The 16,900-nt window shown below is 70.3% G+C and carries 10 protein-coding genes; 1 reads left to right on the top strand and 9 read right to left on the bottom strand.

The genetic code is table 11. The features are described from left to right. Window positions 1-65: 65 nt before the first annotated feature. Window positions 66-674 carry a hypothetical protein gene (locus QHF83_RS36875; protein WP_282422735.1) on the top strand — a complete coding sequence of 203 codons (609 nt, stop codon included), beginning with the start codon at window positions 66-68 and terminating at the stop codon, window positions 672-674. Here QHF83_RS36875 and QHF83_RS36870 read toward each other — a convergent pair. From QHF83_RS36870 to QHF83_RS36830, 9 genes are all read right to left on the bottom strand, one after another. Next, entirely contained in the window at window positions 662-1,597 is a 936-nt protein-coding gene (locus tag QHF83_RS36870) for a serine/threonine-protein kinase (RefSeq protein WP_282422734.1), read from the bottom strand. The two genes, QHF83_RS36875 and QHF83_RS36870, sit on opposite strands and share 13 nt — an antisense overlap. 5 nt (window positions 1,598-1,602) lie before the next feature. Then, entirely contained in the window at window positions 1,603-2,232 is a 630-nt protein-coding gene (locus QHF83_RS36865; protein ID WP_282422733.1) for a sigma-70 family RNA polymerase sigma factor, read from the bottom strand. 99 nt (window positions 2,233-2,331) lie between these two features. After that, window positions 2,332-3,354, bottom strand: a complete 1,023-nt coding sequence (locus tag QHF83_RS36860) for an SUMF1/EgtB/PvdO family nonheme iron enzyme (RefSeq protein ID WP_282422732.1) — start codon at window positions 3,352-3,354, stop codon at window positions 2,332-2,334. Next, complete coding sequence (locus QHF83_RS36855) at window positions 3,354-6,176, bottom strand: MopE-related protein (RefSeq protein ID WP_282422731.1); 2,823 nt, start codon at window positions 6,174-6,176, stop codon at window positions 3,354-3,356. The genes QHF83_RS36860 and QHF83_RS36855 overlap by 1 nt, the downstream gene beginning before the upstream one ends. Before the next feature lie 148 nt (window positions 6,177-6,324). Continuing rightward, complete coding sequence (locus QHF83_RS36850) at window positions 6,325-7,227, bottom strand: hypothetical protein (protein ID WP_282422730.1); 903 nt, start codon at window positions 7,225-7,227, stop codon at window positions 6,325-6,327. Between the two features lie 43 nt (window positions 7,228-7,270). Then, window positions 7,271-8,905, bottom strand: coding sequence for a GAF domain-containing SpoIIE family protein phosphatase (locus tag QHF83_RS36845; protein WP_282422729.1), 1,635 nt, complete (start codon window positions 8,903-8,905; stop codon window positions 7,271-7,273). A 100-nt stretch (window positions 8,906-9,005) separates the two neighbouring features. Continuing rightward, on the bottom strand, window positions 9,006-11,729 hold the full coding sequence (locus QHF83_RS36840; RefSeq protein WP_282422728.1) for a serine/threonine-protein kinase: 2,724 nt from the start codon (window positions 11,727-11,729) through the stop codon (window positions 9,006-9,008). A 793-nt stretch (window positions 11,730-12,522) separates the two neighbouring features. Continuing rightward, complete coding sequence (locus tag QHF83_RS36835; protein WP_282422727.1) at window positions 12,523-15,123, bottom strand: serine/threonine-protein kinase; 2,601 nt, start codon at window positions 15,121-15,123, stop codon at window positions 12,523-12,525. A 3-nt stretch (window positions 15,124-15,126) separates the two neighbouring features. Then, window positions 15,127-16,900, bottom strand: a 1,774-nt coding sequence (locus QHF83_RS36830; RefSeq protein WP_282422726.1) for a hypothetical protein, incomplete at its 5' end; no start/stop codon positions are given.

The raw sequence follows: 16,900 nt of genomic DNA, 5'->3' as shown, positions 1-16,900 counted from the left end.
CCTGTTGACGAGCCTCCGTGATTTCGACCACGATGTACGCACATCGTCTTTGCTCGGAGGTTTCCTTGAAGCATCAAGTCACGTTGCTCGGCTCCATGGTCATGATGAGCTTCGCGGTCGGCTGCGGCGCGGTCGATGCCGCTGGAGGCGAAGAGAATGTCGCCTCGGCGGAGCTCGCCCAGCTCGACCCCGGTGACGGGATCTGGCGGTCCTACACCATCGACTACGACAACCACGCGGAGTTCGGTAAAATCCTCGTGTTCGGCAGCTCGTCCCCCACGGGTTTCCGGCCCGATGAGGAGTACTGGTACGTCAACGCGAGCAACCTGCAATACCTCGGCGTCGAGGATCTGCATTTCTCGTACACGGACGGGACCGGCACGCCGCCCGCGTACAGCAACACGCAGCAGTTCGCGCTCCCCGCCGTGGTGACCTGGGCCGGGCTCACGGGAGATCTGAGCTCGGGATACCTCTACGACAACGGGAACGTGCACCTGCGCATCTTCACGAACGGTACCGCCATCACGGGGGTCAAATGGTATCAATCGATCCCAACCAGCGCGACGCCGGCCAACCTCTCGCCGAGCGGTACATTCACGGTCGGCTCGGGCACGGTGAGCGCCGGTAGCCCCGGAAGCGGCCAGGTCACCTATTACGTCTCTCAGACCCTCTGATTCAATCTCTCGATGACTTCCGCCGCCGAACGCGGTCGATCCGCGGGGTTCGTGGCGACGAGCTCATCGAGCACGAGCGCCACGGACGCGGGCAAACCCGCGACGAGCGTGCGCAAGCTCGTCGCGGGCTCGTTCAGGCGCGAGAGGATGAACGCGCATTTGTCGCGCTTCTCGTGAGGGACGCGCCCCGTGAGCGCGAGGTAGGCCATGATTCCCACGGCATAGAGATCGGTGCGCGCCGTGGCGCGTTGCTCGCGGAACTGCTCGGGCGCGATGTACGAGAGAGTGCCGACGATCTGCCCCGCGTCCGTGATCGGCTCCCACGACGTGGCGGACGGCGACGAGAGGCCAAAATCGAGGACCACAGGCCGCTTGTCCGGCCCGACGAGCACATTGTCGGGCTTGAGGTCACGATGGACGATGCCCGCGGCGTGGATACGCGCGAGCGTCTCGAGGAGGCCGACGAGCACAGGCTCGAGCTCCTCCCAGGAGCAAGGGACGCCCACGCCGGGGAAGGGCCGGCCGAGGATGCGCTCGGTCACGAGGAAGGGGCTGTCGCCTTGCAGGCCCTCACCGACGAGGCGCACCACGCCGGGCAGGCGCAAGAGCCGCAACGCCGCGATCTCTCGCTGCGCGCGCGCCGCGCACGTCGCCGACATCGAGCGCAGCACCTTCACCGCGACCCGCTCGCCCGTGCGCGTGTCCTCCGCCTCCCACACCGCGCCTTGCCCGCCGCTGCCGAGCAGCGCGACGAGCACGTACCGATCCGCGAGCAGTTTGCCCGCGCGCTCCTCGCGCTTGCGGGGCACGGGCACGTCGTCGATGCGCGCGATCTCGCGCAAGAACGAGTCGTCCGACGCGTCCTCCGACGAGCCGCTCGACGCGAGCATGGTCTCCAGCCTGGCGGAGCTCTGCGACGACATCACGCTCACCCGTCCTCGTCGAGCAAGCCCGCGCGACGGGCCATCTCGCGCAGGCGCTGCTTCAGGTGCTGGAACTTCTTGCGCAGCCTCGCCCCCTCGCGGCGTTTGTCCTCCGCCGTGAGGGGCGGTTCGTCCTCGCCGCGCAGCACCACGGCGAGCTCCTCCCAGGGCAGCTTGCGATCCACGCGCAGCATGAGCAGCACCTGGTCCTCCTCGGGCAGCGAGGCGCGGAGCGTGGCGAGGCGGCTCCGTACGGTCGTCCGGAGGTACGCGGCCGTGCGCTCGCGAACCTCGGCCATGACGCCCGAGATCTCGGCGCTGTCGAGCTCCTCCTCGCGCTTGCGTCGACGCGCCGCGTCTCTGCGGAAGCGGACCGAGGTTCGTCGGGCGACGGCGTACGCGAAGGTGCGAAAGGAGCCCTTGCCCTCGAAGCGCTGCAGGCCTTGCCAGAGCGCCTCGCCGAAGCGGGCGAAGACCTCCTCGGCGTCGCTCTCGTTGTGGTGCAGGGCCGCGAGGAACGCGTAGATCTCGGGCCCGTACGCCGCGAGCACGGCCGTCGCGACGCCCCTTCGATCTCCTGTGGCAAGGCGGGTCAGGAGCTCGCGCTCGAGATCGCCCCGATCCTCCGCGGTCATGGTGACGTGGTCCCGGAGCCCGAACGCCGAGCGACGTCGGGCCCCGGTCCATCCTACACCATGGGGCGGCCTTCCGATCGCGGATGTCCCGGGGCTGACCTACCCCGCGGCGTCCCGCGCGCAACGGAATCCGCTCATCACCATCCGGTAGCGCGCCGGGTGGTGGACGCGGTTCGTCGAGCGCAGGCCGGTCGCGTGATAATTGAATCCGCCGCCGCGCAGGACCCGCTCGCATTCGGTGGGGATCTCGTTCGACCCGGTAAAACCCTGCTTTCGCTTGCGACGGAGCTCCGCGTAGGCTTCGAGGGTCTCCTCGCACGTGCCGCCACGGCCCTCGGCGGCGCCGGGGCGCCTGTACGCGAACGGGTCGTAGACGTCCTCGGCCCACTCCCAGACGTTGCCGGCGAGGTCGTGGTGCCCGTAAGGCCCGCGCCCCGCGGGGTGTGTCCCGACATCCGCCGTCACGCTGACCGCGAAGACCGCGCGCTCGGGCCCGGGCGGCGAGTTCCCCCAGGGATAGAGCCGGCCGCTCTCGCCGCGCGCCGCCTTCTCGAGCTCCGCCTCGCGCGGGAGGCGCTTGCCCACGAACGTGCAATAAGCGCGCGCGCTCTCCCAGGAGATGCTGCTCACGGGTTGCTTCGGGCCCCGGAAGCGTTTGTCCGGGCCCACGCCATTGCGGTCCGCGTTGCTCGGCTCGGGCGGCGGGCAGAGCTTGGCTTCGATGCAGCGCGCGTACGCGCCGTTCGTCACCTCGAACTCGTCGAGGTAATACGCCGGCAGCGTCACCGTGTGCGCTGGCCATTCGTCGGGCTCGCCGCCGCTGTCGGCGCCCATCGTGAAAGGACCCGCGGGCACGAGGAGCATGCCGTCCACGCGCGCCGGCAATGCGCTCGTCTCGGGGGGCGCGTCCAAAGGCGCGGGCGAAGGCTCCACCGGCGTGGGCGGCGCGGGCTTTTTGGGTTCGAGCGGCGGCGGGGCGATCGACGGCGGATTCGGGACGACCGGCAGCGGCGCGGGCGGCGGCGCGGAGGGCCCGACCTCGGGCGTGGGCCCCCGGCTCGTGCACGCGGTCGCGAGGAAAAAGGCCCCGAGGAGGATTGGCCCGCGGAGGGATCGAATCATCACTGGCAGCGGCGCACGACGACGTCGTCGAGGTTCCAGGAAGACATCTTGTAGAGCTCGTCGATCTCGCCGATCGCGAACCCGAAGCGCACGCGCAGGTTCGCATTCTTGTGCGTGGTGATGTCGTGCACGATGTTCTTCCAGGATCCATCCTCGATGGACGTCGAGGAGCTCTGCCAGACGACGACCCAGCTCGCCCCGTTGTAGACCTCGATGGCGTTCGTCATGTACGGCGAGTAGTCGCTGTTGAGCCACCGCCAGAAATCGAGGACGATCGAGCCTGCGCCGGCGGTGTTGATGATGGGGCTCGTCAGGTAATACATCGCGTGCGTGGAGGCGATGCTGGCGTTGCCGCCGATGACCACGCCGGCGAGCTTGTTGTCGGCCGTCGGCGTGTGATCCGTCGACGGGTCGCCATACCCGTCGTCGTGCCCCGTGGAGGACGTGGCCGTGCCGATCTGCCATTCGGTCCCGAGCGTCCAGCCGTTCCAGCCATTCGCCGCCGTCGCGGTCGCGAACGTCTCCTCGAAGACGTTCGACACGCTGCAGACGAGCACGCCGTTCTGGCAAATCGTGGTGTTGTTCGTGCAGGGCGCGGCATACGACGTGCCGCAAGCCACGCCGCCGCCCGGGTTGCCCTCGTCGACCGAGCCGTCGCAATCGTTGTCGAGCCCGTCGCAGATCTCGGCCGACGGCATCTTCGTGGCCACGCACGAAAGTGTGCCGCTCTGACAAACGTACGTCCCCGCGCCGCAGACGCCCTGCTGGCCCGTCGTGCACGCGCCGCCGCCGCCCGCGTTGTTCTCGTCGACCTGGCCGTCGCAGTCGTTGTCCTTGTTGTCGCAGGTCTCGGTCGTGGGCATCGTCGTCGCGACGCACGAGATCGTGCCGTTTTGACAGAGCTGCGTGCCCGCGCTGCAGACGCCCGGCTGGCCCGTCATGCAGGCCGAGCCGCCGCCCGGGTTGCCCTCGTCGACCACGCCGTCGCAGTCGTTGTCCTTGTTGTCGCAGGTCTCGGCCGAGGGCAGGGTCGTCGGGGTGCAAACGATGCCCCCGTTCGTGCACGTCGACGTGCCGGCGCTGCATACGCCCTGCTGGCCCGTCGCGCAGGCCATGCCGCCGCCCGGGTTGTTCTCGTCGACGGCCCCGTCGCAATCGTTGTCCTTGTTGTCGCAGACCTCGGTCGAGGCCATCGTGGTCGACACGCAGACGAGCGCGCCGCTCTGGCACTGGTAGGTGCCGGCGGCGCAGACGCCCTGCTTGCCCGTCGGGCACACGCCGCCGCTGCCCGGGTTGCCCTCGTCGACCGTGCCGTTGCAGTTGTTGTCGAGCCCGTCGCAGATCTCCAGGCTCGGCTGGTTCGTCTGGACGCACGCGGTCTGGCCGTTCTGGCAGGACGTGGTGCCGGCCGCGCAGATGCCCGATTTGCCGGTCTGGCAGGACACACCCCCGCCGGGGTTCTGCTCGTCGACCGCGCCGTTGCAGTTGTTGTCGAACCCGTCGCAGGTCTCGACGGTGGGCTGGCTGTTCGGGGTGCAGACGGGGGCGCCGTTCTGGCAGGCCGTGGTGCCGGCCGCGCAGACGCCGAGCTGCCCCGTGTTGCAGGCGCTCCCGCCGCCGGGGTTCTGCTCGTCGACTTGCCCGTCGCAATCGTCGTCCTTGCCATTGCAGGACTCGGCCACGGGCTGGACCGTGGGCATGCACTGGATCGCGCCGCCGTTGCAGACCTGCGTCCCTTGCGCGCAGGCGCCCGAGAGCCCCGTCATGCAGCCCGCGCCGCCGCCGGGGTTGCCCTCGTCCGTGTTGCCGTCGCAATCGTTGTCGACGCCGTCGCAGATTTCGGCCGTCCCGAGCCCCGGCATGCACGTCTGTGCCTGCCCGCCGAGGCACGCTTGCACCGTGGTCTGGCAACCGCCGATGCCGCAGGTGAGGGTGCCGAGGCCGTCGTCGATGAGCAGGTTGCAATCGTCGTCGACGCCGTTGCACGTCTCGGCCTTGGGATTGCCCGGCGTGCACGTCTGCGGCACGCCGTTCGCGCAGGCCGCGACGGTGACGAAGCAGGCGCCGGCGCCGCAGTTGAGCTGCCCGAGGTCCTCGTCGGTTTTCCCGTCGCAATCGTCGTCGGACCCGTTGCAGGTCTCGACGCCGGGCACGGTCTCGCCCTCGCAAGCGCCCCACGCGCCGCCCGCGCACGTCTGCGTGCCGGCCTTGCAAACGCCGATGCCCTGCGTGCCCGCGCCGCCCGAATAACAGGACTGCGTCGCGCCGTCGGAGCAGGAGCAGCCCTCGTCGATCGTGCCGTCGCAATCGTCGTCGACGCCGTCGCAGGCCTCGGTGGCGGCAGGCGGGAGCGGCGTGCATTCGGGGACCGTTTGGTCCACGCAGCCCGGGACCTTCACCTGGCACTGGCCGAGCCCGCAGGTCACGTCCGCGATGCCGTCGTCGACCTGGCCATTACAATCCTCGTCCTTGCCGTCGCACGCTTCGGAGGCAGGCAAGACCTGGCCCGTGCACGCGCCCCAGACCGAGCCTGTGCACGTCTGCGTGCCCTGCTTGCATTCGCCCTTGTCGGCGGTGGCCGGATCGGCGTCATAACAGGCGCGCGTCTCGCCGTCGGTGCAAGCGGCGCCGCCTTGTCCGCCCTGGCCGCCGCCCTGCCCGCCTGTGCCGCCTTGCCCCGCGGCGCCGCCTTGCCCGCCGGTTCCTCCTCCTCCTGCCGTGCCCCCGGTGTTGTTCGGTCCACTGTCCGCACAACCGGAGACCCCCACGAACGATATCGCGAGGCCGAGAGACAACAAGGAAGCACGCGTGAATCGCCTCATGCGACTATTGGAGAGCAACGGCCGCAAAGTGTCAACTTCCATTGGTCCGCGGGAGCGAGACCCGCTCGATGCCGGCGCCGAAGGCGGGCGTCGAGGTCGAGGAGGCCATTCACGAAGGCCGGGACGTCGAGCTTTTCGAGCGCCGCGCTCAGCGCAAAAGCTCTTCGGGCACGAAGCCGTATTCGGGCTTCTTCTCGCTCGGGCTCGGCTTCCACTTGAAGACGGAGCCGTTGCGCATGAGCATCACGCAGCAGATGCCGATCGCCGCCACGAGCGGGACATATCCGAGCACATTGCTCACCCACGACCGCTGCACGACCTCGGCGTCGCGCACGACATCGAGGACGTCCGGGTGCTCCGCGAGCAGCTTGTTCCAGAGCGCCCCGTGCACGCGCTCCGCGTCGGCGCGCATCGGGCCCACGGAGAGCGACGTGTCGATGCAAGCGAGCGTGAACGCCGCTTCGAGATACTCGCGATCCCGCATCGACGGCTCGAGCGCGAGCACGCGATAACCGGCCTTCACGGGGCCGCCTTTGCGGTAATTCGAGCCCGTCATCACGGCCGCCGCGCGCTCCTCCAGGAAATCACGCAGCTTCTGGGCGATTGCGCCGCGCATGTCCTCGTCGAGCACCGAAGGATGCACGGGATGCCCGAGGAAACGCGCGTAGATGAGCCGCTGCGCCTTCTCCTCGCGGCTCAGGCGGCCGATCATCGAGAATGCCGCCGTGGTCAGGCCCGCGCAAAGGACCACGAGGCCCGCGCCGACATACGCCGTCGGCACCTTCGAGGTGCCCGCCATGGCGAGGCCCGGGACGAGCGCGAGGAGGCTCGCGGCGATGCCGTAGGCGCGGAGATACCCCGTCGCCACGCTCTTCCAGTGCATCTTGATGTGCACGACCTTGTGCGTGTCGGCCGAGCCCTCGGCGACGACGATGTGCGACTGCACGGGGAAGAGCGGCAGGAACTGAAGGAAGGCGAACGTCGTCGCGATGTAGGTGCTGCCTACCTGCTCGACCTTGCCGTAGAGGCGTCTCCCACCAACGACGAACACGCTCGCAGGCTACCCGCGTCGCCCGCGTTTTTCAACGCCTGGATCAGCGTCGGTTGCGCTTTCCCACGGCCTGCGCAATCGGTTCGAGCATGCGGTACTGGCCCGTCGGGAACTCGCGGCGCGGGGGATTGCGGCGGAGCGCGAGCAGGGTGATGTCGTCGAACTGCGCGGCGCTGCCGATGTGGTTCCGGAGCGCGGCCACGACGTCGCCGAGCATGGCCGTGACGGAGGGCGCGCCGCCGCGCAGGATCGAGAGGAACGCCTCCTCGCTGAACGGGCTCTCGGACGGGTCGAGCGCGTCGCTCACGCCGTCCGTGAAGGCGACGAGGGAATCGCCCGGGAGGAGGATCACGCGGCCCGTCTCGAATTCGACGTCGCGAATGGCGCCGAGCGCGGGGCCCGTGGATTCGAGGCGCCTCTCCTCGCCCGTCGCGCCGAGGATGATCGGCGCGTCGTGCCCGCAATTGATATAGGAGAGCTCGCCGCTCTCCGGATCGAGGAGCCCGAAGAAGAGGGTCGTGAACATGGCCGTGCGGCCATGGTTTTCGGCGAGGTAATCGTTCGTCTGGGTGATCGCCGTGAGGGCCTCGTTCGGATTCGTGGCGCGCTGCGCGAAGGCGCGGAGCAGGCCGCGGACGAGGGACATGAAGAGCGCGGCGCCGACGCCCTTGTCGCAGACGTCGGCGATCGCGACGGCGAGCTCGCCGGAGGCGAGCTGAAAGACGTCGTAGAAATCGCCCGAGAGCTTGCGCGCCGGCATGAAGCGCGAGGCGATCTGCCAGCCGGGCAAGGAGGGCAGCTCGCGCGGGAGGAACTCGGACTGCAGGACGCGGCCGATCTGCATCTCGCGCTCGACGGCCGCGAGGCCATTCTCCGCGCGCTCGCGAGCCACGGCGAGCTCCTTGTAGAGGCCCTCGAGCTCGAGGAGGCGTTGCTTGAGCGCCTCGTCCGTCTGCCCGAAGAGCTTGGCATTGTGGATCGCGATCGCGGCCTGCCCGGCGAACGCCTCCAGCAAATCGAGCTTCGCCTGGGAGAACTGCCCGGTGAAGGCGCGGTTGTCGACGTAGAGCACACCGATCACCTTGCCCCGGATGCGGAGCGGCGCGGCCATGATGCTCGTCAGCCGGAACATCGCCACGCTGCGCTGGAGCGCGAATCGCTCGTCCGTCTGCGCATTGCTCGTGAGGACGCTGCGCTCGTTCCTCAAGACCTCCTCGACCACGGAGCTCGAATACGCAAACTCCATGCTGCGAATGGTGTCCTGATCGAGGTTCCGCGCGACCTGGACGACGAGGTTGCCCTGGTGATCGGCGAGGACGAGGTACCCACGCTCGGCCTTCGTCAATTCGATCACGGAGTCCATGCACTGGTTCAGCACGGTCTTGAGATCGAGCGAGGAGGTGATCGCCTTGCCGACCTCGAAGAGCGCGGCCTGCGCCTCGCGCGACATCGCGCCCTCCTGCTCGCGCCTCTCCGTGTCGAGGCTCGCGCGGAAGCTCCCGAGCTGCGCGTTCAGGGCGTCGATGTCGTCCGGCAGGTCCCGCGCGAGATCGCCGCCGCGCTCGCGCAGGACGCTAGAGACCCTGGCAAGCTCGAGCTGGAGCCGCGTGGCGGCGCGGAGGATCTGCTCGGGGTCCGAGGCGGTAGGCTCGTCGGGGGCTCTTCGGGTGGCGGTCATGAGCGGTCTCTAGGGGGCAGCTCGAGAGCGAAGGGACGGCGCATCTTACGTGGCAAGCCGGCGCGCGCCCACCGTCCCGCGCGCGCAGCGCGGCGAAACGTCAGCCAGCGTTCGGATTCGATGTCCGCGGCGAACGAGGCCCCGCGAGCCCCCCCTCCGCGAGGAAACCACAGCCGAGGCCCTTGGCTCGCTTCTCGACGTCGCGCGCCGTGGCCGATTCCTTTGGATTGCTCCAGCGGGAAAGGACGCCGCGATACGCGCTGCAAGCGCCGGGTTTGTCGCCCTTCGCCTCACGGGCGAAGCCGAGGCGCGCCTGCTGTTGGACGTACCGCAGCGCGTTCCCCGGTGTGGGGCAGACCCGCGTGGCCTTCTCCAGATAGGGAAGCGCATCGACTTCCCTGCCGGCGAGGAGGCGCACGTGACCGAGCGCCCCGGACCCGCTGGCTTCTCCGGTGTCGAGCTCGCCGGAGGGGAGCCGCACGAGCTCCTCCTCCTTGGCGAGGGCCTCCCGCGCGAGCTCGGGCGAATACGCGGGCAAGGCATACGCCGCCTCCCAGGCCCGTTTCCGCCGCAAGGCGCTTCCGAGGTCTTGCTTCGCGAGCCACGAAGACCGCGCCGCCTCGTATTCGGCGCGCGATACCTTGCCGGCGCGGAGCCGGAGCGAATGCATGTACACGGTGGGATCGAGGACGCCGTCGGGCTCGTAGTACGACGCCCGGAGAGCGCTCTTCGCCAGGAACTCGTCCGCGACCGCGGCCGCTCCCTCGATGTCGCCGAGCTCGACCCGCGCAAACGTCCGCAAACCATACAGGATGAGCTCGTCGTGCGGCAGCGGCGGGGTCATGGAAGCCATCGAATCGGCGACGCGGGCCGCGGTCGCGAACTCGCCGAACGCAGCCGCGCGGCGGGCCGCGAGATCCTCCGCTTGCCAGAGGAGACCCGCCGCCCGGAAACGCCGCTCGGCCTGGTCGAGCGCGGCGCGGACGGCCGCCTCGGGCTCGCCCGCGCCGTAGAGCGCGCCGCCGAGCATCAGGTGCGGCTTCGGCGAGGAGGGCTCCTTGGCCATCCACCGCCGCGCCGTCTCCGCCGCGAGATCACACTGGCCGAGCGACGAGACGATCTTGATCTTGTCGTTCAAGCAATCGACCGCGCCGGCCGAGACCTCGATGCATTTTTCGAGCGCGACGAGCGCCTCCTCGTTCCGGCCGAGGGGCTTCAGGGCAAACTGCTTCGTCTGCCAGCAATCGGCATATTGAGGGTCGAGCTCGACGCAACGATTCGCGAGCGCGAGGACCCGCTCGGGATCGCCGCTCTTCGTGGCGTTGAGCTGCTGGCGCGCCTGCCAGAAGACGAGCTCCGCGTCGCCGGGCCATTTCGTCACGAGGGCCTCGAACCTCCGGGCCGACGTGGCGCAATCGCTGGGATCGTTCTGGATCATCGGCTCGAGCGCCTCGAGGAACGCCTGGTCGCGCTCGGCGAGCGCGGCGCGGAGGCCGATCGCCTTGCGAAACGCCTCGCGGGCCGCGTTGATGTCGAACGAGGTCTGGAGCGCCGCATACCGGAGGTGCGCCGCGGCCATGCCCGGATCGGCTTTGCGCGCCCGATCGAACGCGGCAATCGCCGTGTCCCACGTGGCGTCCCGGATCGCCTGGAGCCCCTCACGAAATGCGAGCCGCGCCGCCGCGCTGTCCGTGGGCGGAAGGGGCAAATCGGTGACGGCCGTGGGCGCGGGCTGCGGAGGCGCGGCCGCCGAGGAAGGCGGAGGCGTTTGCACGTCGGTCGGAGACTTGCGGAGGGCAAACGTGGCGCCGCCGGCCGCGAGCAGGGCGACGAGGGACGCTGCGATCACCCAGGGCCTGCGCGGGGGCGTCGCGGGCGGGATCGAGGCGGCGACGGGCGCGCGGGTGTCGCCGGTCGAGACGAGGACGACGTTGCGGCGGCTCGTGATGGTCCGCGTGTCCTCCGCGGTGACGAACACGTGGAGGTTCTGGGCGACCTCGTCCATCGAGGCGAACCTGTCCTCGGGCTCCTTGGCGAGGGCGCGCGCGAGGATCTGCCAGACGCCGTCGGGCACGCTGGTGAGCCGGGGCGGCTCGTCGCTCAGGATCGAGGCCATGAGGCTGACGGCGCCTCTGTCCGAGCGAAACGGGAGCTTGCCCGCGAGCAATTCGTACGCGACGACGCCCCAGGCGAACTGGTCGGCGCGCGCGTCGATCTCCTCGCCGCGGAGCTGCTCGGGCGCCATGTACGCCGGGGTGCCGACGAGCGCGCCTTCGGCCGTCATCGTGGAGAGCGCGCCGTCGGCCGTGGGCCCGAGGGGATCGGCGCTCGTGCGCGCGAGCTTGCGGGCGATTCCGAAATCGAGGACCTTCACGGCGCCGTCGGCGCGCACGACGACGTTCTCGGGTTTGACGTCGCGATGCACGAGGCCCGCCTGATGCGCGGCCGAGAGGGCCCGCGCGATCTCGAGGAGGATCCGCAGGCGCGTGCCGAGGGGTTCGTCCCCGCCGACGAGGGCCCGCAAAGGGCGGCCAAGGACGAGCTCCATCGCGATGAACGGGGCGCCGTCTTGCTCGCCGACGTCGTAGATGGCGACGATGCCCGGATGCGAGAGCGCCGCGACCGCGCGCGCCTCGCGCAGCATGCGCGCGACCGCGCGTCCCCAGGTGTCGCTGTCGGCCTCGTCGCCGCGGCGCAGCACCTTGAGCGCGATTTTGCGGCGCAGGCGCGTGTCCTCGGCGCGGTACACCTCGCCCATGCCACCTTCGCCCAAGAGCGACTCGATGACGTAGCGGTCGAAGGACTCCCCCGGCGAGAAACGCATGGCCGGAACATCGTAGCCCGTCCAGGCCCTCCCGCCCAGGGACGATGGCGCGGTTCGTCAGGGTCCGCGCCAGGCTCACAGGCCCGTGCGTCCACGTCGAGAGCACGGGGCGCTACCGGACTTCCATGCCGAGGCGCTTCAATGGACGGCGCACGTGCGCAGGGCGAAATGCGTTTGGGCCCCATTGCGGGAGGGCGAACCACTCGCAGCAAAGGAGGGCGTACGGTCCGAGGGGAGCAAAGCCACGTCCTCCTCCCATCCGCGACCCCCTCGCCGGCATGCGCCTACGCAAGCGCGACCGCCCTCGACCCCCCCCGGAGGGTCCCCGACCGCTTCGCATTGCGTGCGAGGTGCCTCCCGAGGGGTCCGATACGCAAGACGAAGCGTGCGAGACCCCTTCGAAGGGTCGAAAAGGGCTCGGAGATGTGAGATGGCCAGCCTCACGAGGCCCGAACATCGCTCCCGCTTGCGATGAGGGAGGCCTCCGAGGCCCGACCCTCGCAACGCGTTGCGCCCATCGACCCCTCGAAGGCATGCCAACCGAAGCAGGAAGCGCTCCCTGGCCCTCCGGGGGTGCCCCTCGACGGTTAGCCTACGCACCAAAGGAGGCTTCGAAGGGGCACGCACCGCAACGACAAGCGTTGCCCTACCCTCGGAGGGCATTCGGCACGCTCGACGTTGCGGTGCATGCCCCCTCGGGGGGCCCGGAGTGCGCTTTGTCTTGCGGTTCATGCCCCTCAGGGGGGCCCGAAGAGCGCAACGCTGTGCGGAACAGCACGCCCGGCGCGGTCCGTCAGGGTCCGGGCCGAGGCTCGCAGCCGAGCGCCTTGGCCCGACGCGCGGCATCACGCGCGGTGATCGAGTCCTTCGACTCACCCCACCGCGAAAGGACGGCCCGATACGCCTCGCACGCGAGGTCCTTTTCACCGCGCATTTCACGCGCGACGCCGAGGCGATGCTGGTTCTGCAGATAATGAACCGGATCCAGCAACATGCCGCAATGGGAGGAGGCCTCGACGAGGTCCGGGAGGGCCCCGTCCATGTCGCCAGCGAGGAAACGTACTTTTCCGCGCAGGGCGGCGGCAGACTGGGCGCGGTAGTAAGGGATGCCTTCAGGAAGCGAGGAGCGGGGCATGGCGGCGAGGGCCTCGTGCGCCTCGTCGGGCGTCGTCACGGGCAGGGCATACCCGCCGTACCAGGCGCCTGCGGCGTCACCCTCCTGCACGCAGCGGCGTATCCAGGACTCCCGATGGGAGGCGCGCTCGGCCTCCGAGAGCAGGCCCGCGCGATGCGCGGCGGCATAAAACGAGGGCTCGGGATCGACGATACAATCCATGGTGGCCGAGCGGAGCGAGGCGGTCTGCCGCGCGAGGAAGTCCTGCGCGACGCGGCCCGCGTCCGCGGTGCGCCCGAGCTCCATCAAAAGAAAGACGTGTCTGGCCGTAGGGCCGGCCTCGTGGTCGATGTCGCCGACGACGCCCGGTTGTCGCGCGATCCGGAGCGCGGACTCGAAATCCCCCGTGCCCGCGGCAAAGCCGAAGTCGAGCGTCAAGGCCTCCACCTGGAATCCCGAGGCGCGGAGCTTTTGCGTCGCCGTGTCCACGACGGCGCGGACGGCGGCGTTCTCGCGGCCCTGCCCATAAAGCGAGCACGCGAGATAGCTGTGCGCCCGGCCGAGATCGGGCTCGCGCGCGACCCAGCTCCGCGTGACCTCTTCGAGGCCCACGCATCGGTTCGACATGATCTCCACGGCCGCCCGGTCGAACATGCAGTCGCCCGCGGTGGGAGCGACTTCGACGCACCGATCGAGCGCGCGCCGCGCTTCCTCGTGCCGCCCGAGCGCGATGAGCGCGCGGGCCTGGATCTGCAAGCAATCGGCATATCGATCGTCGAGCGCGAGGCAACGCTCGGTGAACGCGAGGAGATCGGCCGGCTTGCGCTGGGGGATCGGGAAAAACTCCCAGTACACGAGCTCGGCGTCGCCGGGGTACCGGGCCGAGAGTTCCGCGAAGCGGCGGCGCATCTCGGCGACGTCGGGCGGGTCGCGCTGCAAAAAGGGTTCGAGCGCGTCGAGCAGGGAGCGATCCCGGTCACTGAGCGAGGACCGCAAGAGGAAGGCGACCCGGTAGGCCTCGCGCGAGGCGTTGAGGTCCTCGGTGTCCATCGCGACCATTGCATAACGCAGGTGCGCGAGCGCGAGCGAAGGATCGGCCTTGCGGGCCCGCTCGAAGGCGAAGCGCGCCGTCGCCCAGGAGGCATCCCGCACGGCCTGGACTCCCTCGCGATACGCGACGAGCGCCTCGGGGCTGTCCGTGGTCGGGAGCGGGAGATCGGTGATCGCAATCCTGGGCGGCGGCGCGGCCGATGCCGCAGGCAAGACGGGCGCGGCGTCGGAAGGCTTTTCACGACGAACGACGATCCACGCGAAGGCGGCGAGGACGGCGACGAGGGCGACGAGGGCGAGCGCGCGGTCCGCGGGGAAAGGGGCCCTTCCGGGAGGGTTCGTCGGGAGAGGAGGCTCGGGGGCCGCGTCGGCTTCGAGCGACAGGAGCGCGAGCTCGTCGGCGAGCGCGGCCATCGAGGGGAATCGATCCGCGGGGTCTTTGGCGAGCGCGCGCTTCACGAGGGGCCGGATGGCCTCGGGCGCGCGGGTCATGGGCTTGGGCTCGTCGGCGAGGATCGAGCTCATGAGGGCCGCCGGGCCCTTGTCCGCGCGGAATGGGAGCTCGCCCTCGAAGAGCTCGTGCGCGACGACGCCCCAGCCGAACTGATCGGAGCGCGCATCCAGCGCTTCGCCCGTGAGCTGCTCGGGCGCCGTGTACGCGGGGGTGCCGTGGAACAGGGACTCGGCGGGCTCGGCCTCGAGCGTGCGCGCGCCCGGATCGGTCTCGCGATCGAGGCCACGCGCGATGCCGAAATCGAGCACCTTCACGGTGCCCGAGCGGCTCACGACGATGTTCTCGGGTTTGACGTCGCGGTGCACGAGGCCCGCCTGGTGGGCCGCGGCGAGAGCGCGCGCGACGTCGTGGAGGATCAGGATCTTGCGCGCGTCTCCCGCGTCCCCGCCGACGAGCGCGCGGAGCGGCTCGCCCTCGGCGATCTCCATGGCGATGAACGCCGTGCCGTCGAGCTCGCCGACGTCGTAGATGGCCACGATGCCGGCATGCGAGAGCCCCGCGGCCGCGCGCGCCTCGCGGAGCATGCGCGAGGCCTCGTGCGCCCACGCGTCCTCGGAGAGGTCTGTGTCCCTGCGCAGGACTTTCAGCGCGACCCTGCGGCCGAGGCGCGTGTCGAGCGCGCGATACACCTCGCCCATGCCTCCCTCGCCGAGGAGGGACTCGACGACGTACCGGCCGAAGGTCTCGCCGCTCAGAAACCGCGTGGATTCGGCCATGCGTCAACCGGCCTTCGATTCACACCCGAGCGCCTTCACGTGCGCGCGGGCCTCGGCCGCGGTGCGCGAGGCGCGCGCCGTGCCCCAGCGCGCGAGGACGCGGCCAAAGGCGTCACAAGCGCCCGAGCGATCGCCGAGGGCCTCGCGGACGAGGCCGAGCTGGTGGAGGCTCTTCGTGTGCCGCATGTGCTGCGTGGGCATCATGGGCTCGATGAGGCCGCTGCACGAGACGGTGGCGGCCGCGAGGTGCGGCAGCGCGGCCTTGGGGTCGCCCGCCAGCCAGTACGTCTGGCCGAGCGCGCTGTCGAGCACGAGGCCGAAGTGGAGGGAAAAGCTCCGCTCCTTGGCCAAGGCGTCGGGCGGCATCACGGCGAGCGCGGCCTTGGCGTCCTCGGCGTCGCGGGTGACGAGCGCGTATCCGGAGATCCAGACGCCGAGGCGATGCTGGGGGTCGGCGTGGCTCTTCACCCAGGCCACGCGCTCGGCCTCGAACGCCTCCCGGGTGATGAGCCCCGCGGCGAGCTCGGCGCGCAGGAGGTGCAAGGAAAAGTCTCCGCTGAGCGGCTCGGCGATCAGCGCCCCGCGGCGCGCGCGGAAGCTCTGGGCCTCGCGGCCCGCGTCCGCGGCGCGGCCCATTTCTTCGAGCACCTGGACGAGCGTGATCGCCGCCCAGCCGTGCGCCCCCGCGGCCGGATCGTTCGCGACGAGGCGCTGGTGGTCGCGGAGCATGCGCTCGGCTTGCTCGAACCTGCCCGCGGCGATCTCGTGCAGGATGAGGTGCTTCGAGGCCTCGGCTTCGAGCCCCTGCGCGCGGAACTGCGCCGCGGCGGTCTCGACGGCGGTCTTCACGGCCGCCTCGGGCGCGCCGCGCGCATACAGCGCGGCCGCGAGCTGCATGTGGGCGACGGGCGCCACGCCGACCCTGGCGATCCATTCGCGCGCCCCGGCCTCGACGAGCGAGCACCGGCCGAGCGCGAGGTTCGTGTCGCCGCGATCCATGAGGCAATCGGAGGCGGCCGGGGTCGCCTCGATACAGCGCTCGAGCGCGGCGAGGCCCTCCTCGACTTGCCCGGTGCGACGGATGAGGACGCGCGCCCGGCACTGCAAGCAATCGCCATAAAGCGGATCGAGCTCGAGGCAACGATCGATGAGCCGGAGGGCGTCGCTCGGCGGCAGGTAGCCGAGCGCGAACATCGAATAGTAGTTCGCGAGCTCGGCGTTGCCCGGGAACCGCGTGGAGGCGAGCGCGAGGCGCCGGACGGACTCGCGCAGATCGCTCGGCGTGCGCTGGATGAGGGGCTCGTGCGCGTCGAGGAGCGCCTGGTCGTACGGTTCGAGCGTCGCGCGGCCCATGATCGCGCGGCGAAAATGCTCCCGCGCGGTCGTGACGTCGGCGTCCCAGATGACGATGGCCATGCGCAGCCAGGCGGCGGCGAGGCCCGGATCGGCCTGCGTGGCGCGCGCGAACGCGGCGTACGCCGTCCTCCAGGCGCCGTCTCGCAAGGCCTGGAGCCCTTCCCGATACGCCGCGCGCGCCTCTTCATTGGCGAACGTCGGCAAAGGCAGGGCGGTGACGGCCGTCGGAGCCGGCGTGAGCGCGGTGCGCGCGAGCACGGGGGGCGGGGCGGTGCTGGCCTTGCGCGCGAGGAAGACGCCGGCCGTCGCGAGGCCCAGCGTGACGACGGCGGCGAGGCCGAGGAAGCGGCGCGAGCGCGAGGGAGCGCGCGCGCTCGGCGCGGGCGGCGTGCGATGCGTGGCGGCGCGGCGCGGCGACGAG

It is taken from the genome of Polyangium sp. 15x6 (genome assembly GCF_029960785.1).
In the GTDB taxonomy this organism is placed as follows: Bacteria; Myxococcota_A; Polyangia; order Polyangiales; family Polyangiaceae; genus Polyangium.
The sequence above is the reverse complement of the archived record's forward strand: the minus strand, read 5'-3'. Positions and strand labels throughout refer to the sequence as shown.

What these genes read in the sequence shown, in the direction of transcription:
- QHF83_RS36870 (WP_282422734.1), bottom strand. Translation starts at nt 1,597, where the DNA reads ATGTCGTCGCAGAGCTCCGCCAGGCTGGAGACCATGCTCGCGTCGAGC.
- QHF83_RS36865 (WP_282422733.1), bottom strand. Translation starts at nt 2,232, where the DNA reads ATGACCGCGGAGGATCGGGGCGATCTCGAGCGCGAGCTCCTGACCCGC.
- QHF83_RS36860 (WP_282422732.1), bottom strand. Translation starts at nt 3,354, where the DNA reads ATGATTCGATCCCTCCGCGGGCCAATCCTCCTCGGGGCCTTTTTCCTC.
- QHF83_RS36855 (WP_282422731.1), bottom strand. Translation starts at nt 6,176, where the DNA reads ATGAGGCGATTCACGCGTGCTTCCTTGTTGTCTCTCGGCCTCGCGATA.
- QHF83_RS36845 (WP_282422729.1), bottom strand. Translation starts at nt 8,905, where the DNA reads ATGACCGCCACCCGAAGAGCCCCCGACGAGCCTACCGCCTCGGACCCC.
- QHF83_RS36840 (WP_282422728.1), bottom strand. Translation starts at nt 11,729, where the DNA reads ATGCGTTTCTCGCCGGGGGAGTCCTTCGACCGCTACGTCATCGAGTCG.
- QHF83_RS36835 (WP_282422727.1), bottom strand. Translation starts at nt 15,123, where the DNA reads ATGGCCGAATCCACGCGGTTTCTGAGCGGCGAGACCTTCGGCCGGTAC.